Annotated in this window: 25 protein-coding genes; 7 read left to right on the top strand and 18 right to left on the bottom strand. The window is 36.0% G+C overall.

The features are described from left to right. Window position 1 precedes the first annotated feature (1 nt). From TTHT_RS10800 to ffh, 6 genes are read right to left on the bottom strand one after another with little or no spacing between them, the layout of a single operon-like run. Window positions 2-682, bottom strand: a complete 681-nt coding sequence (locus TTHT_RS10800) for an RNA methyltransferase (protein WP_456243432.1) — start codon at window positions 680-682, stop codon at window positions 2-4. Further along, the gene (gene trmD, locus TTHT_RS01470; protein ID WP_201328268.1) at window positions 571-1338 is read right to left on the bottom strand and encodes a tRNA (guanosine(37)-N1)-methyltransferase TrmD; all 768 of its coding nucleotides are present in this window, start codon (window positions 1336-1338) and stop codon (window positions 571-573) included. The genes TTHT_RS10800 and trmD overlap by 112 nt, the downstream gene beginning before the upstream one ends. Window position 1339: 1 nt before the next feature. Beyond that, complete coding sequence (gene rimM / locus TTHT_RS01465; protein WP_201328267.1) at window positions 1340-1924, bottom strand: ribosome maturation factor RimM; 585 nt, start codon at window positions 1922-1924, stop codon at window positions 1340-1342. 15 nt (window positions 1925-1939) lie between these two features. Further along, complete coding sequence (locus TTHT_RS01460; protein ID WP_201328266.1) at window positions 1940-2170, bottom strand: KH domain-containing protein; 231 nt, start codon at window positions 2168-2170, stop codon at window positions 1940-1942. Window positions 2171-2215: 45 nt separating this feature from the next. Further along, on the bottom strand, window positions 2216-2461 hold the full coding sequence (rpsP, locus tag TTHT_RS01455) for a 30S ribosomal protein S16 (protein WP_201328265.1): 246 nt from the start codon (window positions 2459-2461) through the stop codon (window positions 2216-2218). A 13-nt stretch (window positions 2462-2474) separates the two neighbouring features. Next, complete coding sequence (ffh, locus tag TTHT_RS01450) at window positions 2475-3824, bottom strand: signal recognition particle protein (RefSeq protein ID WP_201328264.1); 1350 nt, start codon at window positions 3822-3824, stop codon at window positions 2475-2477. A 327-nt stretch (window positions 3825-4151) separates the two neighbouring features. On the opposite strand from ffh, the gene TTHT_RS01445 reads away from it, so the two are divergent. The 4 genes from TTHT_RS01445 (at window position 4152) to TTHT_RS01430 (ending at window position 10294) form a co-directional block, all read left to right on the top strand. Then, complete coding sequence (locus tag TTHT_RS01445; protein WP_201327034.1) at window positions 4152-5270, top strand: IS110 family RNA-guided transposase; 1119 nt, start codon at window positions 4152-4154, stop codon at window positions 5268-5270. 506 nt (window positions 5271-5776) lie between these two features. Further along, window positions 5777-7210: an FAD binding domain-containing protein gene (locus TTHT_RS01440; RefSeq protein ID WP_201328263.1), complete on the top strand. Its 1434-nt coding sequence runs from the start codon at window positions 5777-5779 to the stop codon at window positions 7208-7210. Then, window positions 7207-9474 (top strand): molybdopterin cofactor-binding domain-containing protein, encoded by a 2268-nt coding sequence (locus TTHT_RS01435; RefSeq protein ID WP_201328262.1) that lies wholly within the window; start codon window positions 7207-7209, stop codon window positions 9472-9474. Before TTHT_RS01440 ends, TTHT_RS01435 begins: the two co-directional genes overlap by 4 nt. After that, on the top strand, window positions 9452-10294 hold the full coding sequence (locus TTHT_RS01430) for an XdhC family protein (protein ID WP_201328261.1): 843 nt from the start codon (window positions 9452-9454) through the stop codon (window positions 10292-10294). The genes TTHT_RS01435 and TTHT_RS01430 overlap by 23 nt, the downstream gene beginning before the upstream one ends. Window positions 10295-10417: 123 nt before the next feature. Here TTHT_RS01430 and TTHT_RS01425 read toward each other — a convergent pair whose 3' ends face one another. The 7 genes from TTHT_RS01425 to TTHT_RS01395 all read right to left on the bottom strand — a co-directional run bounded on the left by TTHT_RS01425 (window position 10418) and on the right by TTHT_RS01395 (window position 18005). Then, the gene (locus tag TTHT_RS01425) at window positions 10418-11368 is read right to left on the bottom strand and encodes a Fic family protein (protein WP_201328260.1); all 951 of its coding nucleotides are present in this window, start codon (window positions 11366-11368) and stop codon (window positions 10418-10420) included. A gap of 169 nt (window positions 11369-11537) precedes the next feature. Further along, window positions 11538-12656: an aminopeptidase gene (locus tag TTHT_RS01420; RefSeq protein ID WP_201328259.1), complete on the bottom strand. Its 1119-nt coding sequence runs from the start codon at window positions 12654-12656 to the stop codon at window positions 11538-11540. Beyond that, window positions 12649-14106, bottom strand: coding sequence for an aminomethyl-transferring glycine dehydrogenase subunit GcvPB (gcvPB, locus tag TTHT_RS01415; RefSeq protein WP_201328258.1), 1458 nt, complete (start codon window positions 14104-14106; stop codon window positions 12649-12651). Before gcvPB ends, TTHT_RS01420 begins: the two co-directional genes overlap by 8 nt. Beyond that, window positions 14103-15440: an aminomethyl-transferring glycine dehydrogenase subunit GcvPA gene (gene gcvPA, locus TTHT_RS01410; protein ID WP_201328257.1), complete on the bottom strand. Its 1338-nt coding sequence runs from the start codon at window positions 15438-15440 to the stop codon at window positions 14103-14105. The genes gcvPB and gcvPA overlap by 4 nt, the downstream gene beginning before the upstream one ends. 2 nt (window positions 15441-15442) lie before the next feature. Next, window positions 15443-15829 carry a glycine cleavage system protein GcvH gene (gene gcvH / locus TTHT_RS01405; protein WP_201328256.1) on the bottom strand — a complete coding sequence of 129 codons (387 nt, stop codon included), beginning with the start codon at window positions 15827-15829 and terminating at the stop codon, window positions 15443-15445. Between the two features lie 17 nt (window positions 15830-15846). After that, window positions 15847-16938 (bottom strand): glycine cleavage system aminomethyltransferase GcvT, encoded by a 1092-nt coding sequence (gcvT, locus tag TTHT_RS01400; RefSeq protein WP_201328255.1) that lies wholly within the window; start codon window positions 16936-16938, stop codon window positions 15847-15849. Window positions 16939-17087: 149 nt separating this feature from the next. Beyond that, the gene (locus TTHT_RS01395) at window positions 17088-18005 is read right to left on the bottom strand and encodes a glycosyltransferase family 2 protein (protein WP_201328254.1); all 918 of its coding nucleotides are present in this window, start codon (window positions 18003-18005) and stop codon (window positions 17088-17090) included. Between the two features lie 334 nt (window positions 18006-18339). Here TTHT_RS01395 and gmd point away from each other — a divergent pair, with 334 nt between their 5' ends. From gmd to TTHT_RS01380, 3 genes are all read left to right on the top strand, one after another. Continuing rightward, on the top strand, window positions 18340-19527 hold the full coding sequence (gene gmd, locus TTHT_RS01390; RefSeq protein WP_201328253.1) for a GDP-mannose 4,6-dehydratase: 1188 nt from the start codon (window positions 18340-18342) through the stop codon (window positions 19525-19527). A gap of 9 nt (window positions 19528-19536) precedes the next feature. After that, on the top strand, window positions 19537-20691 hold the full coding sequence (locus TTHT_RS01385) for a GDP-L-fucose synthase family protein (protein WP_201328252.1): 1155 nt from the start codon (window positions 19537-19539) through the stop codon (window positions 20689-20691). A 187-nt stretch (window positions 20692-20878) separates the two neighbouring features. Further along, the gene (locus TTHT_RS01380) at window positions 20879-22705 is read left to right on the top strand and encodes a hypothetical protein (RefSeq protein ID WP_201328251.1); all 1827 of its coding nucleotides are present in this window, start codon (window positions 20879-20881) and stop codon (window positions 22703-22705) included. A gap of 84 nt (window positions 22706-22789) precedes the next feature. Here the strand turns inward: TTHT_RS01380 and hutI are convergent, their stop codons facing one another. The 5 genes from hutI to TTHT_RS01355 are packed head-to-tail and all read right to left on the bottom strand — an operon-like array spanning window position 22790 to window position 26177. Beyond that, window positions 22790-24025: an imidazolonepropionase gene (gene hutI / locus TTHT_RS01375; protein ID WP_201328250.1), complete on the bottom strand. Its 1236-nt coding sequence runs from the start codon at window positions 24023-24025 to the stop codon at window positions 22790-22792. Beyond that, window positions 24009-24479, bottom strand: a complete 471-nt coding sequence (locus tag TTHT_RS01370; RefSeq protein ID WP_201328249.1) for a DivIVA domain-containing protein — start codon at window positions 24477-24479, stop codon at window positions 24009-24011. The genes hutI and TTHT_RS01370 overlap by 17 nt, the downstream gene beginning before the upstream one ends. 7 nt (window positions 24480-24486) lie before the next feature. Next, window positions 24487-24783, bottom strand: a complete 297-nt coding sequence (locus TTHT_RS01365; protein WP_201328248.1) for a YggT family protein — start codon at window positions 24781-24783, stop codon at window positions 24487-24489. After that, the gene (locus TTHT_RS01360) at window positions 24770-25468 is read right to left on the bottom strand and encodes a YggS family pyridoxal phosphate-dependent enzyme (RefSeq protein ID WP_201328247.1); all 699 of its coding nucleotides are present in this window, start codon (window positions 25466-25468) and stop codon (window positions 24770-24772) included. The genes TTHT_RS01365 and TTHT_RS01360 overlap by 14 nt, the downstream gene beginning before the upstream one ends. Beyond that, window positions 25452-26177, bottom strand: a complete 726-nt coding sequence (locus TTHT_RS01355; RefSeq protein ID WP_201328246.1) for a zinc ribbon domain-containing protein — start codon at window positions 26175-26177, stop codon at window positions 25452-25454. The genes TTHT_RS01360 and TTHT_RS01355 overlap by 17 nt, the downstream gene beginning before the upstream one ends. Between the last annotated feature and the right edge of the window lie 11 nt (window positions 26178-26188).

Here is a 26188-nt window from a genome sequence, read left to right as displayed (position 1 = left end):
TTCATCTCTCCTTATATAAAAGTTTTCTAACTATTCTATCAACCGTTATGGTTACTGCGCTTCTTACCGAAAGGTGATTGTAATCAAGCACCCCTTCAATCGGTTCAAGGAAGTAATGACACTTCTCTGCCGCTTCCTCGTGAAGCCCCCATCCTGTGCCGAATACAACAAGCACAGGAAAGCCAGCGGATAGCATTTTATCACATACATCGGAATAATCAATAATTTTATTAAATATTTTCTTTGCAGCAGTTCCAATTATGACAGGCTCTTTCCCTGTGGTATTTTTTATGTAAGAGACGCAATCTTCAAGTGTGTCAATTATTTCAACCTTTTCAAATGCCTCTCTTCTAAACTGATTATATGTTGAGCCAAAGCCCTTTGTCCAGTGGTCAACAATTGCCCTTGCATGCTCTTTCTGAGATTCAACAGGGGATACAACGAAGAATTTTCCCAATTCAAAGGTTTTTGAAAGCCTTGCAATATCATGAATGTCAAGGTTGGTGATTGAGGTAAACCCCAAAGAGCCGTCTCTTTTTTTAATTAAATAATGAAGAAGGGCAATATAAATCAGGTTAGTCTTCTCAACTGCTGTTTTATCTCTTTGAGAAGCTTCCTCTGCAAATCGTTCAACTTTGCCCTCTCCAGTAAGTCTGGCCTCTTTGTCAGGGTTTCCACCAATTTCATTTTTTCCCGCCATAATTCAATCCTTTTATGGTCTCCACTTAATAAAACTTCCGGTACTTTTAGCCCGTTATAGGTTTCCGGCCTTGTGTAATGGGGATAGTCAAGAAGCCCATCGTAAAATGAGTCTTTTACAACAGAATCCATCTCTTTTACAACCCCCTTAACCTGCCTTGCAACTGCATCAACTACAACCATTGCCGCTAATTCCCCGCCGGAAATTACATAATCTCCAATTGAAATTTCATAATCAACATACAAATCAACTATTCTCTGGTCAATCCCCTCATACCTTCCGCAGATAAAAACCAACTCCTCCTCTTTCGCCAATTCCTTTGCAATATCAGAGTTGAAAACCCTTCCTGAGGGGGTAAGGTAAACAACCTTTGTTTCCTTTTTACTTTTAGCCTTTTTTATTGCTTTACCTAAAGGGATAGGCTTAAAAACCATCCCGCTTCCACCGCCATAGGGCTCATCGTCAACAGATTTATAATTATCTGTTGCAAAATCCCTTAAATCAATCGTTTCAAAACCAATAAGCCCTTTTTTATAAGCCCTTGAAAATATACCATATTCAAGCATAGGCTTAAAAAAATCAGGAAATATTGTAATTATCTTAAATTGTATTACCTTTTTGTTCTCGGATTTTTCCATTTTAATTTTTTGAAGGCTTTCTAAAAATCCTTTTCCTGCCTTTTTTCTTTTTGTCTTTACCCTTAAAAAAGTTTGCCTCTTTTAATCCTTCAGGCATATTAACTTTAATTAGATTAGAGTCTGTATCAACCTCAACACATATATCTTTCACAAAAGGGATTAAAATATCCTGTCCATTTTTATTTTTCACTTCTAAAACATCGTGATTGCCATCTATAACAAGGACTGATTTTACGCTGCCAAGTTTTTCTCCATCAATGGTTTCCACTTCCATACCTTCAAGCTGATAAAAGTAGTAAAAATCTTCCTCTTCCATTTTTTCGCTTTCAGGGATAATTATTTCCGCATCCCTCAAGGTTTCAGCATCATTTATAGAATTGTACCCTTCAAATTTAAGGACAACTCTTCCCTTGTGGTTTCTTGCATTTAAAACTTTTAGTTTAAGGATTTCTTCTTCGGTTTTTACAAGTAGAAACTCAGATTCAAAAAAACGAGAGGGGAAGTCAGTTTCAATATTAACTATGACTTCCCCTTTATTTCCCTGCGGTTTTGCAATCTTGCCTATGGTAAGGTATTCAACCTTCATTTACTTAATATTAAATTACTCCAGAATCTCAAGGACAAATCTTTTCTTTAACTTCATTCCAGCTGCGTTAAGAATTGTCCTGATTGCCCTGGCAGTTCTTCCCTGTTTTCCAATAACTTTTCCTAAATCCTCAGGAGCCACTTTAAGTTCAAGCACAGTTGTCTGCGCTCCCTCAACCTCGTTTACCTCAACCTTATCCGGGTGATCAACCAATGCTTTAGCAATAGCTAACAACAAATCTTTCATATCCTTCCTCCTTAACTTTTACAGGGCACCTTACCTAAGGCAAAATTAATATACGTTGTGTTTTTTAAACAATGTTTGAACAGTATGGGAAACCTTAGCGCCTTCTTTTAGCCACTTTCTCGCTTTCTCTACATCAATTTTGACATCCGCAGGATCTGTCATTGGGTTGTAATATCCGATTTCCTCTACAAACCTTCCTGTAGGTCTGTAATCGTCCTCGGAAACAACAATTCTGTAGAACGGCTTCTTCTTCTTTCCCATCCTCTTCAATCTAATAGCAATCATTAGCATCCACCTCCATTTATTAAAAAGGAAAATCCATATTCCTTAATTTCTTCAGGTTTTTCATTTTACCAAGAAAGGAAGGGTTTGACAACTGTTTCATCATCTTTTTCATCTGTACAAACTGCTTCAGCAACTGGTTGACTTCCTGCACAGGCCTTCCTGAACCCCTTGCAATCCTCTTTCTTCTCTTTCCATTTATAATCTGGTGATTTCTCCTCTCCTGAGGAGTCATTGAGTTAATTATAGCAACAAGGTGTTTAACCTTTTTATCATCCATCATTTTAGATGCATTCTTAATATTGGCCATACCCGGTATCATACCCAGAATCTTTTCCATTGAACCCATTTTTGTTAATTGTAACAACTGGTCTCTAAAATCTTCAAGAGTAAACTGGTCTTTTTTTATCTTTTTCTGTAACTCTTCGGCCTTCTTCTTATCAACAACCTCTTCCGCTTTCTCAATAAGCGACATAACATCGCCCATACCAAGAATTCTTGAGGCCATTCTGTCCGGATGGAATTTTTCAAAATCGGTATATTTTTCTCCTACACCGACAAACTTAATAGGCTTGCCTGTTACAAACTTAACTGAAAGTGCAGCACCACCTCTTGCATCACCGTCAAGTTTAGTTAAAACAACACCTGTTAAGGGAAGTTCTTTATCAAAGGCAGCAGCTGATTTAACCGCATCCTGACCTGTCATCGAGTCAACTGTAAAAAGAATCTCGTCTGGATTCACCTCTTTTTCAATATCCTTTAACTCTTTCATTAACTCTTCATCAATGTGCAATCTACCTGCTGTATCTATAATTACAACATTGAAGCCTTTGTCCTTTGCCTCTTTAACCGCCTTTTTTGCAATTGACACAGGATTTCTATCCTCTCCAATATCAAAAACAGGAACATTAACAGCCTTACCTACAACCTTTAACTGCTCAATAGCAGCAGGTCTGTAAACATCAGCAGGAACAAGGAGAGGGAAAAAACCCTGTTTTTTAAGGTATGCTGCAAGTTTTCCAGAAGAGGTTGTTTTACCTGAACCCTGTAAACCAACCATCATAATCACATTAGTTTTTGTTGGCTCAAGTTTTAAATCCTCTGCTTTTTCACCTAAAACTTTAACAAGTTCATCATGAACAATCTTTATAAACTGCTGTCCCGGGTTTAAAGCCTTTGAAACCTCAACTCCCAATGCCTTTTGTTTTATACTCTCAGTAAACTGCTTAACAATCTTGTAGTTTACATCCGCCTCAAGGAGAGCCATTCTTATCTCACGCAGAGGCTCCTCAATGTTTCTCTCTGTAATCCTTGCTACGCCTTTTATTTTTCTAAATGCATTGTTTAGCTTGTCGGTAAGTTGATCAAACATACCTCTCCCTCTTAAAAATTTACCTGTAAAAGTATAACAACAAAAAGAAAGGTGTCAATAAAAAAATGGTTTGGGGATTTTAGGTCTTGAGTGTTAGTGTCCCCTGCTGAAAAAAGTTAAAACATTCCCATATAAATTTGAATTTGGGATTTTAAATTATGGATCTTGGATTATTGATTTTCGATTATAGATTATGTTGCTATAAACAAAGTCAAGCCCCCGGGGCCTATTCTTCGAGGTCTATGCCTCACTATTTCTTTCACGAGGTCTGTGCCTCACTTTTGATAAAATAGGCCCTAAGAAACCCTTACAGAAAGGAGGCTTGACATGAAACATTGTACCTCAAAAAAACCGAAATTATACTGCGGAATTGACCTGCACACTAAAAAAAGTTACATCTACATTATAAACGAGCAGGGAACAAAGGTTAAAAGCAAAGAAATTGACACTGAAGAGCAAACATTTATTACCTTTTTTGAAAGCCTAATTGAAGAAAACGAAATCTATTCGGCAATTGAAATCAGTTCATTAACCTTTCAATACTGCAACATACTCAAAGCCATAGGAATATCTGTATATGTGGTAAACACCTTAAAAAACGCCTACATCTCAAAGTCAATGAAAAAAACAGATAAAGAAGATGCAAAACGGCTTGCAATAAGCTTATGGAAAGAAATCCTTCCAGAACCTGTATATATCCCGTCGGAAAAAGAACATAGTTTACGCAAACTCATATCCCACCGTGCTGACCTTGTAAAAAGCAGAACAAGGCTAATAAACAGAATAAGGCAAAGATTAAGGGAAAAAGAAATAAAAATACCTTTAAGAACACTCAATAAAGCTAAAAAGATTGAATCTGTTCTAAAAAGCATATCATCTGAAACACAACCTATACTCCACTTTGAAATATCCCACATGTTTGAACAATTCAAACTACTTGAAAAGCAAATAGAACAAACGGAACAATTAATACACTCTCAAATAAACAAAGATGCCGACTTTAAAGAAATGTACAATCTGCTATTAACCGTCCCCGGAATGGGGAAAATAACTTCTGCCGCATTTATCTCAAGGGTAGGAAAAAACATAGAAAGATTTAAAAACGTACGCAAACTCATATCCTACTTCGGTCAATGCCCTAAAATAAGAGAAAGCGGAGGCAAAACAATAGGCAATCAGGGAATAACCAAACAGGGAAACGGAATGCTCAGGGGATACCTCTCACAGGTGGCAATAGCTGTTTTAAGATCAAAAAGTTGTAACTCCATACCGCTAAAAAAATGGTATGAAAACATAAAAAGAAGAAAAGGCTGGAAAAAAGCAAGAGTGGCACTATCAAGAAAAATAGCGGCAATATGCTACGGGGTACTTATACACAAAAGGCCGTATAACCCAATGCTTGTAACGGGAGAAAACAAATGTGAGAAACCATTGATAACAACTTAAAGCAAGGAGCGGTTCGCCTTTCAATCAGGCGATTCCATTTAAGCCGGGACACCCTGTCATAATCCATGTGCATATAAGCACTAAATTTTGTTTAGGAACCGGCTTATGGAAAGCAAAGTGAGGCAATGACCTCGGATAAATGAATGAAGAATCCCTGATAATGCTAAAAAGCAAAGGTGAACCGATAGATATATAACCTTTAACCTGAATTCAAGAAAGGAGGTGAAACAAAAAAATTATTTCCCCACTTGACTTTGTTTATAAATGAATTGAGGAAGAGTTTTTTTAAATTAAAAATGTTAATCCTCAATCTAACATTTAACATCCAACATTCAAAACCTCTTTATAAAACTCTTTCCCCTCAATCTATACAGCGTTTTATATTAAAAACTTCTAATTTTTCCCTCCTGCCATTGGTTTTTTGGGCCAACATATATCAGGACAAGACAGTTTTTTGGGAAAAAATGTAATTTGAAGGGAGTGCCTGCTAATGTTATAATTCATTGATGGCAAAAGAAGAGATTATATTTTTTTTAAACGGTGAAAAAATTAGTTTTAACATAGAAAAAATAAAGCATTTTTCCCTTCTTGATTTTTTGAGAGAGGATTTAAAACTCACAGGAAGCAAAAAGGGTTGCTCTGAGGGGGATTGCGGTGCCTGCACCGTTGTAATAGGGGAATATTCGCCTATTGAAAAAAGGATTGTCTATAAAGCAATCACATCTTGTATTTACCCTGTATTTAAAATTGAAGGAAAGCACATAATAACCATTGAAGGTTTAGCAGAAAACGGGGAGTTAAACCAGATACAAAAGGCATTTGTTGACAACCATGCAATTCAATGCGGGTTTTGCACTCCGGGAACGATAATGAGTTTGCTTGGCCTTCTTTTAAATAATGCAAATCCAGATAACAACGAAATAAACAAAGCACTATCAGGAAACCTTTGCAGGTGTACAGGATACAAATCAATAAAAAATGCGTGCAAAGATATAACCACAAAGCACTTCAAAAAGCCTGAATTTATTAAAAAAACTGAAAAAGATTTGAAAAAAAATCGAAGAAAAGGGGGGAAACTTATTCCTAAAATCCCAAATTCTCCCATTAAAAAATACATAATACCTGAAACATTAGACGAAGCATTAAGCATTCTTGAAAAGGAAAAGTGCAAAATATTCAACGGTTGTTCAGACTTGCTTGTAAGGATAAACAAGGGTGAGGATTTCTTTGAGAGAGTAATTGACATCTCTCAACTGAAAGAGTTAAAGTTTATTCACAAAGAAAACAACAAAGTAAAAATAGGGGGAAATGTAACCTTTCAGGAGTTTATAGATTTTGCCAGAAGAGAAAAATTAAATCAATTAATAGAATTCTTTGAATTTATCGGCTCAAAGCAAATAAGAAACATTGGCACAATTGCAGGAAATGTAGCAAATGCATCCCCTATAGCAGACAGCGCAGTCTTCCTTCTCGCCACAGATGCAAATTTAACTTTAAGAAGTAAAAAAGGAAAAAGAAAAGTTTTACTTTCAAAGTTTTACAAAAACTATAAAGAAACTGAATTAAAACAGAACGAGTTAATTGAAAGCATTGAATTTGAAATACCACAGGGCAAGGTTTCATATATCAAAACATCAAAGAGAAAAGAGGTTGACATTGCAAGCGTTAACTCATGCATAATTGCCAGTATTCAGAATAAGAAAATTAAAGATGTTTCAATATCTTTCGGAGGGGTTTTCCCCTATCCTGTTCGAATTTATAATGCTGAAGAGCTTTTAAAAGGTAAAGAGATAAATGACGAAACAATTGAAGAAGCAGCAAAGATTTGCGCCAGATCTGTTAAGCCAATTTCAGATGTCAGGGGAAGTGAGGAATTCAGGAGAAAACTTGTTTACAATCAGGTAATAAAACATTTTTTTACATTAAGGAAGGGAAAATGACTGAAAAAATCCCTCACATAGACGGTATTTTACACGCAACAGGCAAAGCAAGATTTGTAAGCGATTTGCCAAAACAAAATGGAATGCTCTATGTTTACCCTGTTTTTTCAAAAATCCCAAAGGGGATTATAAAAAATATTGACTTTGAAGACGCAAAAAAGGTAGAAGGTTTCGTTGACATTATTACATACAAAGATATTCCAGGGGAAAACGACATTGGAGAAATGGAAAAGGGAGAACCTGTTTTTCCTGAAAGAGAGGTTGAGTACTTTGGCCAGCCTGTATGCGCTGTCGTCTGCAAGGATTACTATTCTGCTATTTTGGCCTCAAAAAAGGTTAAGGTTGAATATGAAGAATTAGAGCCAATCTTAACCATTGAAAAGGCAATAGAGAAAAACTCATTTTTCAATCCACCGCTTAAAATCAAGAAAGGAAATACAAGGAAAGGCTTTTTAGAAAGCGATTTTATAATTGAGGGGGAAATTACAACCCCAATTCAGGAACACTTTTATATGGAAACCCAGAGTTGCAGAGTAATACCTGAAGAAAAGGGATTTAAGGTTTTGCCTGCATCTCAAAGCCCAACAGAAATTCAGGAGCACATTGCACCGGTTTTAGCATTGCCAATAAACAAGATAACTGTTGAAATTAAAAGGATTGGCGGGGCATTTGGCGGCAAGGAGCATTCACCCACCCTGTTTACCGCAATATGTGCAATTGCAAGTTATAAAACAAAAAGAGAGGTTGAGTTAAGGCTATTAAGAGACCACGACATTACAGCAACAGGGAAAAGGCATCAATTTAAGGCAAAGTATAAGTGTGGCTTTACAAAAGAGGGCAAAATTAAAGCACTTGAATACGAAATATTTAGCAACGGGGGAGCCTATGCAGATTTATCAATCCCTGTTCTTGAAAGGTGTGTTTTAAACGCTGAAAATTGCTATTTTATTGAAAACTTTAACCTTAAGGCAAGGGTCTGCAAAACAAATTACCACCCATTTACAGCGTTCAGGGGATTTGGGGGGCCCCAGGGCACCTTTTTTGCAGAATACATTTTAAACGAAGTTGCAAAAAAATTGGGGAAAGACCCATTTGAAATAAGATTCAAAAACCTGTACAAAAAGGGAGACATAACCCCATACAGCCAGAAGCTTGAAGAGTGCTATCTTGATATAATCTTCAACAAAATAAAACCTGTTTACTTTGATTGGAAAAGAAAGGCTATTGAGTTTAACACAAAGAACAAATTTGAAAAAATTGGAGTAGGCGTTGCTCCAATAAAATTTGGAATTTCCTTTACAACAAAGGCTTTAAACAGGGGATATGCCCTTGTAATTCTCTATCCAGACGGAAGCGTGTCAGTATCCCACGGCGGAGTTGAAATGGGACAGGAGGTATCTACAAGGGTTGCGCAAATTGTATCTAAAATTTTAGGGATTTCCTTTGATAAAATTCACATTGAAAGCGTTAACACAAAGGTAATTGCAAATTTACCACCAACAGCAGCATCCACAGCAGTTGATTTAAACGGAAACGCTGCAAGAAAAAGCGCTGAAATTTTAAGAAAAAGGCTTGAAAAAATTGCTAAAAGGATTTTTAAAGAAGAGTTCAACATTGATTGCAAAAAAATAGAATTTAAAGACAACTTTGCACACTGTAATGGGGGAAAAATCCCTATTGCCAAGGTAATCAACAAGGCATTGTGGGAAAGGGAAAAGCTTGCTGAATACCAGTTTTACAAAACCCCTAAAATTACAGGATTTAACAAAGAAAAGGGGAAAGGCAAGCCATTTCTTTACTATGTTCACGGGATAGCAATATCAAGTGTAAAGGTTGATTTACTAACAGGAGAGTACAAGATTTTAAAAACAAAGATAATCCACGAAACAGGAAAATCGTTAAACAGGGAGATTGAGTTAGGCCAGATTGCAGGTGCATTTGTCCAGGGAGCAGGCTGGCTTACAACTGAAGATATGGTTTACAAAGATGGTGTTCCTTTAAGCATATCCCCATCAACCTATAAAATCCCCACAATATCCGACATCCCTGAAAAATTTGACATAGAAATATTTGAAAGCAACTCAAAATATGCAAGCGTTTTCGGTTCAAAGGGAATAGGAGAACCACCATTCCTTTATGGACACAGTGTATTTTTAGCAATAAAAAACGCAATTGAAAGCGAAGGGGGAATATCAAACCTTATGCCCCCAGCAACCCCTGAAAACATATTAAAGGCAATTGATGAGGCAAAAAATAATGGATAACCTGTTTAAAAAAATTGCAGAACTAAAAGAAAAGAATGAAGAAGCTTACCTTTCAATAGTTACAAAAACAAAGGGGATAACATCCTGCAGAGAGGGAGCAAAGATGCTTATTTTCCCTGACGGAAAGACTATTGGCACAATTGGGGGGGGAGAGGTTGAATTTGAGATAATAAAATTTGTAAAGGAAAGAAAGATTGAAAAGCCACAAACATACACATTCAACTTGACTGGGAAAAGTATAAAAAACACAAACAGTGAGGCAATAGACATTAACTCTATCTGCGGCGGGATTGTTGAGGTGTTTGTTGAACCGTTAAACACAAAGGAAAACCTTTACATAATCGGCGGGGGACATTGCGCTGTTCAACTATCTGAAATTGCTTCAAAATGCGGTTTCTTTGTAACTGTTGTTGACAACAGAAAGGAATGGGCGACAAGAGAAAAACACCCGTATGCACAGAGAATTATAATTTCCGATTTTGAAAAAATAACAGAAACAATTGAACTTAAACAATCAGACTATGTTGTAATAATGACCCCAAAACACAACTTTGACAAAGAGGTTTTAAAACAACTTGTAAACTTGGACTTAAAATACCTTGGAATGATGGGAAGTCTCCACAAGGTAAAGGAAATCTTTAAACAGCTAAAAAATGAAGGAATTGGTGAAGAAAAACTAAAAAAAGTCTATGCCCCAATAGGCTTCCCCATAGAATCAAAAACACCGGAAGAGATTGCAGTTTCAATCACCGCCCAACTAATTGCGGTTAAAAACAACATAAAAGAAATAGAATTTTCATCAAACCCGCTGTTGAAATAAAATCCCCCCACAATCCTTACAATGTTTGTTCTTTGTTGCCTGATATTCTTAGATATTTTGGTTGTAAAAGGGAATAGAAAAAAATCTGTGAAAAAAGAATTTCCATAAAAATAGCATTCTCATTCACAAAAACATGTCAAAAATATTCTCTGTGCTAAACCAGGTATTTTTTTCTTTAACTGCAATTATTTTTCCTCTTTCTATCAATTTTCTATGACTCCCCTCTTTGTAACCTAATTGTTTCAGCAATTCAGAAACCGGGACTAATTTTTCTCCCTTATTCAAAAGTTTTCCTATTATCATTCTATCTATACTTTCCCTCAATGAAGATTCAATAATTCTTTTTAAACTTTTTGGATTTGTATCATTTAGAATTTTCAAAGCAAATTCTTTTTCAGGAATCTTCGTTTTATATTCAGAAAACAGTTTTAAATGTTGCTTATCAATCTCTTCAAGTGCAGAATAATATTTTTCCTTATTAGATTTTAACCCTTTAATAATAACAAGAGGGAATCCCTTACTTATTAAAATGTAATTCAGCAAAATCCTGCCTGTTCTTCCATTTCCATCCTCAAAAGGATGAATCTCCTCAAAAAAAGCATGTGAAACACAAAGAGCACTTATAAATTGTTCTTCATTCAAGGAAAAACTCTTTTTTACATATTCAACAAATAATTGAACCCATTCTTTTAAATTAAATTCTGGTGGCTCAATCTTTGAACCTGTAATTGTAATGCTACCCTTTCTAAACTCACCCTCTCCACCTAATTCTTTGTTTATCTGGCGAATTAAAGGAATGGTTAATTCAAATTCATTTTCCCTGTAATTTTGGTAACCTAAACCGTAAACAAATTTGGCAGTTGAAAAATAGTTAAAAGCTTCTTTCTGGCTTCTCGTCAAATTTGAAGATCTGCTTAAAACCTCCTTTAATTCCTTATTATCTACAAAAAAACCTTCAATCATTATTGAGTTTCTTGTTTCTTCTTCAAGAAGATAAAGCCATTCTTTATTTTTAACAACAGGCTCCTCTATACCACCTAAGTCTTCAAGCAACTTCTTTCTTTCAAAAATCAACTCTCAACCCCCTGTCACGCTTCTTTTGCAATCTTCCTATAATATACAGTAAAAATTCAATAATATCAAGAAAAATAAACATTGTCACAAAATGCACACAAACAAAAAACGTGACAAAAAAACCCCGCATTTTAGCGGGGCAAATGGTTTTTTGGATTTTATTTTTAATTTATTTTAGGTTTTCAGGATTCAGGGGTTCTAATTCAGGGATAACAAAGAGGCCGTCTTTGCGGATAAGTTTTCCGTCAAAGTAAATTTCTCCGCCGCCGTATTCTGGCCTTTGAATGCAAACCATATCCCAGTGAATTGCGGAGCGGTTGCCGTTGTCAGCCTCGTCATAAGCATTGCCCGGGGTAAAGTGAAATGAGCCTTTTATCTTTTCGTCAAAGAGAATATCAAGCATTGGCTCTTCAACATAAGGGTTTAAGCCTAATGCAAATTCACCAATATACCTTGCCCCTTCGTCTGTGTCTAAAATCTGGTTTAACCTCTCTGTTTTCTTTCCCGCCTCTGCCTTTACAATCTTTCCGTCTTTAAATTCAAGGTAAATTTCGTCAAATATTGTTCCCTGATAGAGTGTTCTCGCATTATAAGTTAAATAGCCGTTTACAGAATTTTTAACAGGCGCTGTAAAAACTTCTCCGTCAGGTATGTTCATTTTGCCGTCGCATTTTATCGCAGGGATGTCTTTTATAGAGAATGTTAAATCAGTTCCCTTGCCCTTAATGTGCACTTTGTCTGTTTTGTTCATTAAATCAACAAGTGGGTCCATTGCCTTTGACATTTTTGAGTAATCAAGGGTGCAAACATTGAAGAAAAAGTCTTCAAACTTTTCAGTGGGCATATTTGCACTCTGGGCAAATGAAGGTGAAGGCCACCTCATTACAACCCATTTCTTCTTTGGTACCCTTATTTCCATGTGAACAGGGTGAAGCCACTCTTTTTGATACTCAGCAAGCCTCTTAGATGGTACATCCCCAAATTCTGCAACATTTAAATGCCCTCTAATAGCAACATAGCAGTCCATATCTTCCATAAAGGGAGCATCGTACTTTGCCTTTAACTTCCACATTTCAGCATTTGACTTCATTAAAATCTTTCTTAAAATCCTATTATCCATAAAGTTTACAAACGGCATTCCGCCTTTTTTGTAAATTTCGTCAATAAGTGCGGTTGCAAGGGAGATGTCATCAATTGTTGTGTCAATTAAAACCTTTTCTCCCTTTTTAACCTCAATTGAATAATTAACTATTATCTTTGCAAGTTTTTTTACTCTATTATCAATCATTTTCTCTCTCCCATTTTAGTACCGGCTTTCTTGCCGCCAGTGTTTCGTCAAGCCTTCTTACAGGTGTATAGTGAGGTGCTTCATGCAATATTTCAGGGTTTTCCTTTGCCTCTTCGGCAACCTTTTTCATTACCTCAACAAAGTAATCAATCTCTTCCTTGCTTTCGCTTTCAGTAGGCTCAATCATTATTGCCCCGTGAACAATTAGCGGGAAGTAAATTGTAGGCGGATGAATTCCGTAATCAATAAGCCTTTTTGCAATGTCAAGGGTTGAAACGCCGTATTCTTCCTGAATTTTGTCATTGAAAACAACCTCGTGTAATGTTTCAGACTTAAACGGCAGGTTGTAATAGCCTTTTAATTTTTCCCTCACATAGTTTGCGTTTAAAACAGCGTCAATTGTTGTTTGCTTTAATCCTTCCCCACCCATTGCCATAATGTATGCAAGCGCCTTTAAGGTAACAAGAAAGTTTCCGTAAAAGCCGTGAACCTTGCCAATTGAATCAGGAAGATTCCAGTTCATTGTATAGCCGTTATCATCGTCTCCCTCAATTACAGGAACTGGCTGATAGTCTTTTAAGTGGGATTTAAAGCAAACAGGGCCTGAACCTGGGCCTCCGCCACCGTGGGGGGTGGAGAATGTCTTGTGCAAATTCAGGTGCATTACATCAACGCCCATTTCACCAGGCTTGACAATGCCCATTAAGGCATTCATATTTGCCCCATCCATGTATAACAGTGCATCCTTTTCGTGAAGGATATTTGCAATTTGCTTTATGTTTTTTTCAAATACACCTAATGTGTTTGGATTTGTCAGCATTAAAGCGGCAACATCCTCGTTTACAGTCTCTTTCAATGCCTCCAAATCAACACAGCCTGTTTCATCAGACTTTATTTCAATTACCTGATAGCCAGCAAAGGTTGAAGTTGCAGGGTTTGTGCCGTGGGCTGAATCGGGGATTAGAACATACTTTCTCGGATTTCCTTTTTTCTCGTGATACCTTCTTACCATCATCATTCCAGTTAATTCCCCGTGTGCCCCTGCCGCAGGCTGTAAGGTGCAAAAATCCATCCCTGTAATCTCGCAGAGGTAATCCTGCAACACCTTCATTGCCTTTAGGCTTCCCTGAACAAGGTTGTATGAAAACATAGGGTGGGAGTACAAAAAGCCTTCCATTGTGGCAACTTTTTCATTCATTTTTGGGTTGTGTTTCATTGTGCAAGAGCCTAACGGGTAAAATCCGTCGTCAACACCGTAATTCATTTTAGAAAGCCTTGTAAAGTGTCTTACAACCTCAACTTCAGAGACCTGAGGAAGCCCTATTTCTCCCTCTCTTTTGTATTCACCCTCAAAAGCCTTTTCTTTAACAGGAAAATCAATGTCAATCCCCGTTTTCCCTTCAACGCTTAATTCAAATATAAGTTTTTCTTTATCTCTCAAGGTTTTCATTGTGCCTTCTCCATCAATTCTATAAGTTTGTCAATATCTTCAGTTGTAATTACCTCGGTGCAGGTAAGGATAAACTTGTCTTTATCAAGGCCAAATTTTGCAAGGCGAACGCCGGGGAAAATTCCGTTTTCCTCGCACATATCTCTAAATTTGAGAAAGTCAACATCTGTTTGCACAAGGAATTCGTTGAATGTTGGTTTGGTGTTTAAAACCTTAAAGTGCTTAGTTTTGTTTATCTTTTCTTTTGCGTATTCGCTTAAAGAATAGTTTAAGGAAGCAAGTTTTTTAAATCCCTCTTCACCAAGCAAAGAAAGGTAAATAGTTGCCCTCAACATACACCAGCCCTGGTTTGAGCAGATGTTTGAGGTTGCCCTCTCCCTTTTAATGTGCTGCTCCCTTGCAGACAAGGTTAAAACATAGCCTGTTTTACCGTCAACATCTTTAGTTTTTCCCACAACCCTTCCAGGCATCTGTCTTACATGCTTCATTGTGGTTGTAAGAAACCCTAAAAGAGGGCCGCCAAAACCAGGATAATTACCAAATGATTGTGCATCTCCGCAGGCTATCTCCACGCCAAAATCTCCCGGAGGTGCAATTAATCCAAATGCAAGAGGCTCTGTTGTTGAGGTTATTACAATTGCCTTTTTATCGTATTCCTTAACAATAGGCACAATATCTTTTAAGTTTTCAACATTTCCAAAAAAGTTAGGGTAACCGACTGCAACAGCAAAAATATCATCGTTTTCAGAGAGGAGTTTCTTTAACCCTTCAATGTCTGTTGCATAATCCTTTAATTCAAGTTCAATTATGTTTATCCCTAAATTCTTCAAATATGTTTTTACAACCTTTAAATAGTGTGGGTGCACTCCCTTTGAGATAGCAACTGTGTTCTTCTTTCTAACAATCCTTTTTGCCATTAAGATACTTTCCGCTAAAGCAGTTGCCCCGTCGTACATTGAGGCATTTGAAACTTCCATGTTGAGAATGTTGCTCATCATTGTCTGGTATTCAAAAATAGCCTGCAATGTGCCCTGAGATATTTCCGGCTGGTATGGAGTGTATGCTGTTAAAAACTCTTCCCTCATTGAAAGATAATCAACTGCTGATGGGATAAAGTGGTGGTAAATACCTGCACCTGCAAAAGAGGTGAGGTTTTTGTTCATATCTGCAAGTTTTTTAAAGAAATCAAGTACCTCTTTTTCAGAGTGTGCTTTGATTTTTAAATTATCCTTCAACCGCAACTCCTCAGGGATAGGAGAGAATAAATCTTCTCTTCCTATCTCCTTTAACATTTCTTCTCTCTCTTTGTCAGAGAGAGGAAGGAAGCGGCTCATTGTTACTCCCCTTCTGCCTTAATTAATTCCTCGTAAGCCTCAGCAGTTAAAAGCTCTTCTAATTCGCTCTCATCTGAAAGTTCAACCTTAAATATCCAGCCTTTTCCGTGAGGATCCTGGTTTACCAGCTCTGGGGAATCTTCAAGTTCTTCATTAATTTCAACAATCTTTCCTGAAACAGGGATAAAAATAGGTGATGCAGCCTTTACAGATTCAACAGTTGCAACCTCATCCCCCTTTGAAAACTCATCGTCAATTTCAGGGAGTTCAACATAAACAATATCCCCTAATTGTTTTTGAGCATAGTCTGTAATCCCAACAATACCGGTATTTCCTTCAACCTTAATCCATTCATGGTCTTTGGTATAGCGAAAATCTTTTGGATACATAACACATCTCCTTTATTTTATTTTTTAGGCCTTTTATAAAAAGGTGTTTTAACCGTAATTGCCTTTGCCCTCTTTTTCCTTATTCCTATTTCAATCTCATTTCCCGCCTTTGCAAGTTCAATTGGAAGATAGGCAAGGCCAATATTCTTTTTCAAATATGGTGCATAACTCCCGCTTGTGACAACTCCAACTTCTTCACCGTTGTGGAAAACAGGGTAACCGTGTCTCGGTATTCCTTTGTCTATCATTTCAAAGCCGTAAAGTTTTCTCTTCAAACCCTCTTCCTTTTGCTTTAAAAGAACATCTCTTCCTAAAAAGTCTCCCTTGTCAAGCTTACAAATCCAGCCTAATCCTGCCTCTAAAACTGTTGTTGTTTCATCCATGTCGTTGCCGTATAGATTCATCCTTGCCTCTAATCTCAAAGTATCTCTTGCTCCCAATCCACAGGGCTCAATACCAAACTCCTCTCCCGCATCAAGAATTTTGTTCCAGATTTTTGATGCCAACTCAGGTTTGCAGTAAATTTCAAACCCGTCTTCTCCCGTATAGCCTGTTCTTGAAAGCAGGCAGGTCTCTCCCTCAAATTCAACATAGTCAAACCAGTAATACTTCATCTCTCTAACAACATCACCAAAAATTTTAAACATTGTATCTTCAGCCTTTGGCCCCTGAATAGCCATCTGGGCAGTGTCATCAGACTCGTTTGTTAAAGAAACATCAAACTTATCAACAAACTTTGAAAGATGTGCAAAGTCTTTTTCAATATTTGCGGCATTTACAACGAGGAGGTATTCGTTATCATTTACCTTATACACAAGCAAATCGTCAACAACTGTTCCCTTTTCAGTTGGGAAGGCAGAGTATTGAACCTGCTTTATAGACAGTTTAGCTACGTCATTGGTTGTTAAATATTGAACGAAATCAAAAGCCTGATTTCCCTTAACCCTGAATTCCCCCATGTGGGAAACATCAAACATACCAACCTTTGTTCTAACAGTCATGTGTTCTTCAATTACACCCTTATATTGTACAGGCATGTTAAAGCCTGCAAATTCAACCATTTTCGCACCTAATTTTATGTGTTCGTCGTACAGTGGAGTCTTTTTCACAACATCCCCCTTTATCTTATTCAACTCAAAGTTAACACACGGTTTTTTCACTGTCAAGGAATGAAAAATAAGGGATTAAAAGGGGGTTATTTCAAGAAAATTGTCCGAGTTTATCTAATTTTTAACTCTTTGAAAACAATGGTAGTAAACTATTTTTTCAAAACCAATTTATCAATCTTCCACTTTAAAACAATTGCATACCTTGCAAGCAAGGGGAATTTTTTAATAAGCAATATTTTTAATTTTAAAGATAATGGCAAACTTGCTTTTAACACCTCTGCAAAAGAAATTTTCTCCTTTGCCATAAGTTTGTTAAAAAGAATTGCTTTATTAAAAATGTCAGGGCTAAAACCGTTTATTATTCTCTCTTCCTTTTTCAATTCTTCAATCAGTCTTAAAAGCCTGTTGGCACGGAAGATAACCACATCTTTACTAAAATTGGCAATACCCCCGAAAGTCTGATTTCCGTGTTGCCTGTAAAGGTAAAGCGGTTTCTCAATAAATAAAATGCCTCCCGCATTCTTTTTTATGCTTAAAGACATCCAGACATCTTCAAATGGGATTGACTCAGGCATAGGGAAAATTTTTTCTGCAATTTCTCTCTTAAAAGACCACGACCACTTAGGAATACTTACCAGGTTTTCAAGGACAAAACTGTAATCTTTCTGAAGCAAAAGGGGGTTTACATTGTAAAGATGTAATTTTTTCAGATTTGAATCAACAATATAAGCGCTGTGGCAATGGGCATCATAATTTTTCATCTCTTTATAAAAATTGAAAAAATCAGGCAAAAGCACATCATCAGAGTCTATGCACTTTATAATATCTCCCTTTGATAGTGAAAATCCATAATTTGTACCTAAAACCTTGCCCCTGTATTTATTTTTGTAAATCCTTATTCTTTTATCGTTTTGAGCAAAATTCTGTGCAATTTCAAAGGTTTTATCCTCTGAATGGTCATCAATAACAATCAATTCCCACTCAACCTTGTTTTCTTTTTGCAAAGAAATAATTGCATCAGCAATATAATTTTCAACATTTTTGGCCATCATTATAAAGCTAATCAATTTATAACCCCTTTAAAAATAAAATAGCTACGGCTTATTCATTTTAGCAGGAAGGAGTAAAAAATCTACCTTATAAAAAAAGTTGAGTTGATTTTGTTAAAATTTTTATAAAAATGAAAAGTATTCCTCCCAAAAGGACAAACTTTTGCACTTTATTTATGATAAAATGATTTCTGGCATGAAAAAAAGAAGGGATTTTTTTGTAAATTTGAAAAAATTTTGGATTCAAGCACATCTTTCAATTAAGTTTTGTGAGAAAGAAATATATTCCCTGACTCATGCTTACTAAAAAACAAATCATTCTAATATCAAATTGCTATGTTTGGGGGGATTGATGAACAAAAAGAAAGCACTGATTACTGGAATCACAGGTCAGGACGGAGCATACCTTGCAGAATTCCTTCTTGAAAAAGGGTATGAGGTACATGGAATAAAAAGAAGGAGTTCTTTGTTCAATACGGAAAGAATTGACCATTTATATAAAGACCCTCACGAAAGAGATGTAAACTTTTTTCTTCATTACGGAGATTTAACAGACGGCTTGAGCTTAACCAAACTAATTGGAGAAATTCAACCTGATGAAATATACAACTTGGGGGCACAATCCCATGTTGCAGTTTCCTTTGAACAACCAGAATATACAGCAAACTGCGATGGATTAGGCACATTAAGGATTTTAGAAGCTGTTAGAATGCTCGGGTTAAAGGATAAAGTAAAAATTTACCAGGCATCAACATCTGAATTATACGGCAAGGTACAGGAAATCCCCCAGAACGAAAAAACGCCATTTTATCCGAGAAGCCCATATGGGGTCGCAAAATTATACGCATACTGGATTACAGTAAACTATAGAGAGGCATACGGGTTATTTGCCTGCAATGGAATACTTTTCAACCACGAATCCCCTATTAGAGGAGAAACATTTGTAACAAGGAAGATAACAAGAGGGGCAGCAAGAATACTATTGGGGCTTGACAAAAAACTATTTTTAGGAAATTTAAGCGCAAAGAGGGACTGGGGATATGCAAAAGACTATGTTAAAGGAATGTGGTTGATTTTACAGCAGGATGAACCTGAAGATTTTGTACTTGCAACAGGAAAAACCTCTGAAGTTAGAGAATTTGCTAAAAAATCATTTAAAGAACTTGGGGTGGAAATTGAATTTAAAGGAAGCGGAGTTGAGGAAAAGGGAATTATTGTGGGAATTGATGAAAATACTCTTACTAAAAAACTGAAAAGTGCAAATGTAGATTACACCGAACATATAGAACAAATTGTCAACAATGCTAAAAAATTAATCGGAGAAAGCGTTATTGAGGTTGATCCTAAATATTTCAGGCCTGCTGAAATTGATATACTTGTGGGAGATTACTCAAAGGCTAAAGAAAAATTAGGCTGGGAACCTAAACACACTGTTGATGATTTAATCAGAGACATGGTTGAAAACGACCTTGAGAAAAATTACAGAGATGTTGTACTAAAAAAATGCGGATTTAAAATAACTAAAAGCTGTGAATTATAGGAAAGATTAATGGAAAAAAACAGCAAAATATTTGTTGCTGGCGGGACTGGATTAGTCGGAAGCGCAATTATAAGAAGGTTAAAAGAAAAAGGATATAATAACATTATTGCATCCTACCATGATAGAAAACCAGATAATGATGAAACTAAGTGGATTAATCTTGATTTAACAAATCAAACCAACACTGAAAACTTTTTCAAAACATATAAACCAGATTATGTTTTTCTTGCCGCTGCAAAGGTTGGCGGAATTTGGGCTAACAATGTTTACAGAGCTGATTTTATATTTCAAAACCTTCAAATCCAAAACAATGTTATTGATTTTTCATACAAATATGGGGTGAAAAAACTTTTATTCCTTGGAAGCACCTGCATTTATCCTAAAAATTGCCCACAGCCTATAAAAGAAGAATACCTTTTAACCGACACTCTTGAATACACAAACGAGCCTTATGCAATAGCAAAAATAGCCGGTATAAAACTATGCGAAAGCTACAACTTACAGTACGGAACAAATTTTATTTCTGTAATGCCAACCAACTTATATGGTTACAATGATAACTTTGACCTTGAAAAATCACATGTTCTTCCCGCTTTAATAAGGAAAATACACCTTGGGAAACTATTGGAACAGGGAAATTGGAGAAAAATTAGAGATGATTTTAATAAATACCCTCTTGAAAGGATAAATGGGAATTCCCCGGAAAATGAAATACTAAATATCCTCTCAAAATATGGAATAAAAAAAGAAGGAGAAAAAACATTTGTTGAAATCTGGGGAACAGGAAATCCCTTAAGAGAATTCTTGTGGTCAGAAGATATGGCAGATGCCTGTGTTTTCTTAATGGAAAAAATAGATTTTGAGGATATTGTAAAATTAAAATTTCCTGAAGTTAAGGATGTAAAAAGTGACTACACAAAATTTGAAATAAGAAACACCCACATAAATATAGGCACAGGAAAAGATCTCTCCATAAAAGAATTGGCATACCTTATTAAAAATACTATTAATTTTAAAGGAGAATTAATATTTAACTCATCAAAACCAGATGGAACATATAAAAAACTTACAGATGTTTCTGTTTTGCATTCCTTAGGCTGGAGACACAAAGTAGAGCTGGAAGAAGGAATAAAGAAGTTATATAACTGGTATTTAAAAAATTAACTACAAATTAATTTTAAAATCAACTTTTCAAAATTTAAACAAATAAAAAATTGTGAGTGTTATCACTTTACAAAGAAGAAAAAAAGGAATATCTTTTAACTAAGCTTAAGCAACAAAATTCAGGCAATTAAATTTATCAACCAGTTTTTTGGCATTAAGTTAAAAAATTTTTCCGAAGGAGGAAAATATGGCATTCAAAAATATTACTTTTAAAGTAATGGTTCTTGTGTTTATTCTATTTTGTATGAGAGCAACTGCTAACACTTTTTATTTACCTCACATCCATGCTTCAAGTGATGCGTGGGAAACCTATTTAATTGTTGACCCTGTTTTATACGGAAACGCTTACTATGAACTAACCCTATACGATGACAATGGAAATGTTGTAACAACTCAAACAGGAACAATCCCAAAAAATCAAGAACTCAGGCTTTCTTTAAGACAATTTGGAGGGACAAGCGGTATTTTTAAAACAAAGGCATACCCTGTTAGGGTGAGGTTAGGCTATATTGCCAAAGATGATTTAGGGGGAGGTACTGCTGAATTCTCCCTTCCAGAAAGTTTAAGTATGCAGGCTGTAATGACTCTTTCAAATTACTATGACAAGCTCAACTGGAGCGGCTTTGCACTTTTTAACGGCTCTGATCACGATATCACTGTAACAGCAGAAGGCTATAAAGATGGAACTCAGGTTGTTTCAAAATCCTTTGATATGAATGCTCACACAAAAGTTGTTGACTTTTTTGATAACTTTTTTGGATTAAATAGCTTTGGTGACATTGACTCAGTTATTTTTTACACTGATTTTCCGGCTTTAACAGGTATAGTTATTTCAGGAATGGATAACGATAAGTTGCTATTTTCTCCTTCTATGAACTCTGTACCTAACCAATCTATTTCTAACGAAGAGTATTTTGAAGGATTTACCTATCAGAGAGGAATAGTTTATGTAAACTACAATTATTACACTTTTGTTTACAATAACAGCAAATACTATTTAAGAAAGATTTACAGCGATTCTGACAGTAAATTTGCAATGTATGAATTGAGTACAAATGTTTTTGCATACGATATTTTCCCAAGTTCAGACGGAGAAAACATTATTCTTGCAGGAACAGGGGATAATGGGAAATATGTTGTAGCCAAAGTAAGCCCGGAAGGAGATACTATCTGGCAAACAGCTGTTGGGGATTACAATACCTCATGGCTTGCAGAAACTGACGAAAATAATATAGTTGGCCGTGCTTATAATGGCTCTGTTATAGTTGCCTTTCATGATCACAGTACCGACTCAGGCACAATAGTTACATTAAACGACAATAACGGTTCACAAACAGCCATTAACAACAATTTCATGTCATCTGGCCGATTTTACAAAGCATTTGTTTACAACGGAAAAATTGGATTTGCGTGGAAATACATTTATTTATCAAAATATAGACTCCAATTTATTTTTATCAATCCCGATGGTAGTGAGGAGAAGAAAATTTTTGCAGATTCCCCTTTAAATCCCGATACTGACAATGTTTTCTTTGATGCCTTTGGAAACGGTGATTACATTTACAGCGTTATTGGAGTAAAGATTAGTGATGGGACATCGGTTGTTGGCTCATCTTATTACTCTCTCTTTACCCTGGTTTTTCCTTACTCTAACTCTGACTTTTCAAATGCTAATATTCTCCCCATTTACGGCACATTTCTACCTTTAGGTTCATGCGTATATTCAGGCTTTACATATACTTTTAGCTCAAGTTACAGTGCAAGCTGGATGATATTCACCTCTCCCTATTACTCTGGAATGACAAGTCAGGGTATAATTATGGGGCTTGATTCAAACAATCTTCCAAGCGGCATATACACATATACCTATATGCCATACAAAATGACAGGGGCTATTGATCTCTGGGGAATGTTTCTAATAACAGGTTTGCAAGAAGAAAAAATTGATTCCGCAACCTCACGAACTAAACTTATTGAAAAAACCTTAATAGGAAATAATCTTTTAAGTTATTAGAAAAAGGGAAAGCAAAGATAATCTATTCTATTACCATTTAAAAACATTTAAAGTTGTAAAAAGGGGGAAGGAAATCCCCCTTTTTTATTTCTGGAAAACAACCTTTCCTTTTTTTATCAATGCTGTTATGTGATTTACACCGTAATTGTAAACTAAAAATTTATACGACGGAATGTCAAGGAAAATAAAGTCTGCCTGCTTTCCTTTATGTATTGAACCTGTTTTGTTATGTAAGTCAAGAGAGTATGCCGCGTTAATTGTGGCTGCATTTATTGCCTGCTCAATTGTCAATCCCATTTTTAAACATGCAAGGGTTATAATCATTGGCATAGAATGTGTGTAAGAACTGCCAGGGTTAAAATCTGTAGAAAGGGCAACTATTCCACCTCTTTCTGCAATCTTTTTAGCAGGGGCGTACCTTTCAGACATCAGGAAAAATGTTGTCCCTGGAAGCATAACAAAAACAACATTCTTTGAAATCATTGCATCTATACCCTTATCTGTGATGTAAACAAGGTGGTCTGCACTTTTTGCTCCCAACTCAGCTGCAAGCTCAGCCCCTCCTAAAGGTGTTAATTCGTCTGCATGCATTCTTATTTTAAAGCCTAACTCTTTTGCCTTTGTAAGTATTTCCCTTGATTCCTCAATATCAAAAACACCTTCTTCGCAGAAAATATCACAGTACTCTGCTATCCCCTGCTCTTTTGCCGCAGGAAGCATTTCGTTAATCAATAAATCAATGTACTTTTGTTTATTATCCCTGTACTCAGGGGGAACCTCGTGAGCTCCCAAAAAAGTTGCCTTAATATCAACAGGCATCGTTTCCTTTAATCTTTGAATGACATTTAACTGCTTTAATTCTGTTTCCATGTTTAGCCCGTAGCCACTCTTTATCTCAAAGGTGCCTATACCGTGCTCAATCATTTTAAGAAGGTTTCTTTTTGCCGTTTTGAAAAGCTCCTCTTCGCTTGCCTCTCTTGTTTTTTTTACAGTGCTGTTTATCCCTCCACCTGCCTTTGCAATTTCCATATATGTTTTGCCCTGAATTCGCATATTGAATTCATCTTCCCTTGTACCTGCAAAAACAAGGTGGGTGTGAGGGTCAACAAATGCAGGCATTACCACCTGATTCCTTGCATTAATTACCCCTGCAACTTCAATATCAGGGTCAGGCTCTTCAATAATCTCCTCAATTATTCCATTGTTAACAACAATTGAAACATTCTCATAAACTGAAAGCCTTTTAAAATCAGAGAGAATTGCAAAATCTTCATTAACAGGAGAAACAAGCTGTTTTATATTTTTAATCAGTATTCTCATTTTGCTGCCCCTCTTCAATTCCCTCTATAAACCTTTCAGTAAATTCAATCACCCTCTTTAACTCAGAGACAAGCCTGAATTTCTCTCTCCTTAACTCTTCTATCTCTCCCTTTAAATCTTCTATTTTCTGATAAGCATTGTTTATTATTTTCTCAGCCTGAATTTCGCTCTCTTTAACAATCATCTCAGCTTCTTTCAATGCATTGTTTTTTATATCCTCTTTTGTCTGCTGTGCCATTAAAAGTGTGTCCCTTAAAATCTCTTCCTTCTTTTTTAAATCCTCATAATCATTTTCAAGTGTCTGCAGCTTTTTTTTCAACTGAACATTTTCATTTATCAATTCCTCAAAATCCTCTGCAACCATTGAGAGAAAGTTCTTAACCTCTTCTTTGTTGTATCCCCTTAATTTCTTTGAAAAATCTCTATTGATTATGTCCATCGGAGTAAATTTCATAATAACCTCACATTAAATGCATATTTATCAACAACATTCTTAAAAAGACCTTTACAAAGTAAAGGAAAAAAACCAGAACAAGAGGGGATAAATCAACCATACCCACCCTTACAAATGGCAACCATCTGCGAATTCTCATTGTTACAGGGTCAACAAGCTGAGACAGTATTCTAACTATTGGATTGTATGGGTCTGCATTTACCCAGGTAACAAGAGCCCTTATAATCACAATCCACACATAAAGGTCTATTAACATGAAAACAACTGAAAATAACGCAACAAGAAAAGCATTAATTACCATCATAGTTCCTTTCTCCGAAAATTCCTGTCCCTATTCTAACATAAGTCGCACCCTCTTCAATTGCAACCTCAAAATCGTGGGTCATTCCCATTGATAATTCAGTTAAGCTATTTTCAAACACCTCTTTATTTAATTTGTCCCTTAATTCCCTCAATTTTACAAAGTAAGGCCTTACCTTTTCAACATCGTCAAAATATGGGGGAACAGTCATCAACCCAATTATTTTCACATAATTCAAATTTCTGCAAAACCTTGCAAGGTTATCAAGCTCTTCAATTAAAACACCATGCTTTGTTTCCTCTTCAGATAATTTAACCTGAATAAAGCCTTTTATTGTTTTTCCTATTTTCTCAAGCCTTTTTTCAACCTTTTCAGCAAGTTCAATACTGTCTATTGAATGGATAAAATCAAAAATATTAACTGCATACTTAACCTTGTTTTTCTGAAGATGCCCGATTAGGTGCCATTCAATCTGGTAATCCTTTAAAATTTCAAACTTTTCCTTTGCTTCCTGAACCCTGTTTTCTCCAAAAATTCTTAATCCGTTTGAATAAGCCTCAATTATTTTTTCCACAGGATGCAATTTAGAAACCGCAACAATTTTAACTTCGTCAGGGCTTCTATTTGCCCTTTTGCATGCAGCTTTTACTCTTTTTTTTATTCGTTCAATATTACTCGCTATTGTCATCTTCAGGAATTAAAACCAGAATCCTCTGGCAATTTTCACAGTAATACAGGCTGTCTGGATGCTTCTTTATCTCATTTATCTTCTGTGGCCTTATTTTCATGTGGCATGCAGAACAGGTTTCATTCTCTATTGTCGCCACCCCTATCCCGTTTCTCTTTTTGGCGATATTGTAAAACACTTTCAAATATTTTAAAGGAATTTCGCTCTCAAGCTTCTTTTTAACCTCAAGAAGCTCATCCCTTCTCTTTATCTGCTCCTGATTTGTTGCTTTAAAATCTTCCAGCGCTTTGTCAAGTTCTTCTTTCTTTGTTGACAAAACCTGAGTAAATTCATCAATTAACTTTTCATTCTTCTCTATTTCTTCAAAAAGTTTTATCAACTCTTCTTCGGTGTTATGAATTTCCTTTTTTGCGTAATCAATCTCGTTTAAAACAGCCGAATAATCTTTCTGATTTGTAACTTCCATTAAATCGCTTTCATACTTTTCAAGGTTTGTTTTGCACATTTCAAGATACTCTTCCCTCTTTTTCTGAGTATCCTTATTTTCGTCCAGCTCAGTTTTGGTTTTGGTTAGTTTTTTTTCTATTGTCTTGATTTCTGTTTCCAGAGTCCTGATTGATTCAGGATAAGTCTTTAAGGCTTTGTTAAGCCTTGCAATTTCCAGTATAGCCGCTTGATAATCCCAGAGTTTTGAAAGTATTGTTCTCAATGTCCCCTCCA

It is taken from the genome of Thermotomaculum hydrothermale (genome assembly GCF_016592575.1).
In the GTDB taxonomy this organism is placed as follows: Bacteria; Acidobacteriota; Holophagae; order Thermotomaculales; family Thermotomaculaceae; genus Thermotomaculum; species Thermotomaculum hydrothermale.
Note: the sequence above shows the minus strand (reverse complement) of the source record. Positions and strands in the feature narration are given on the sequence as shown.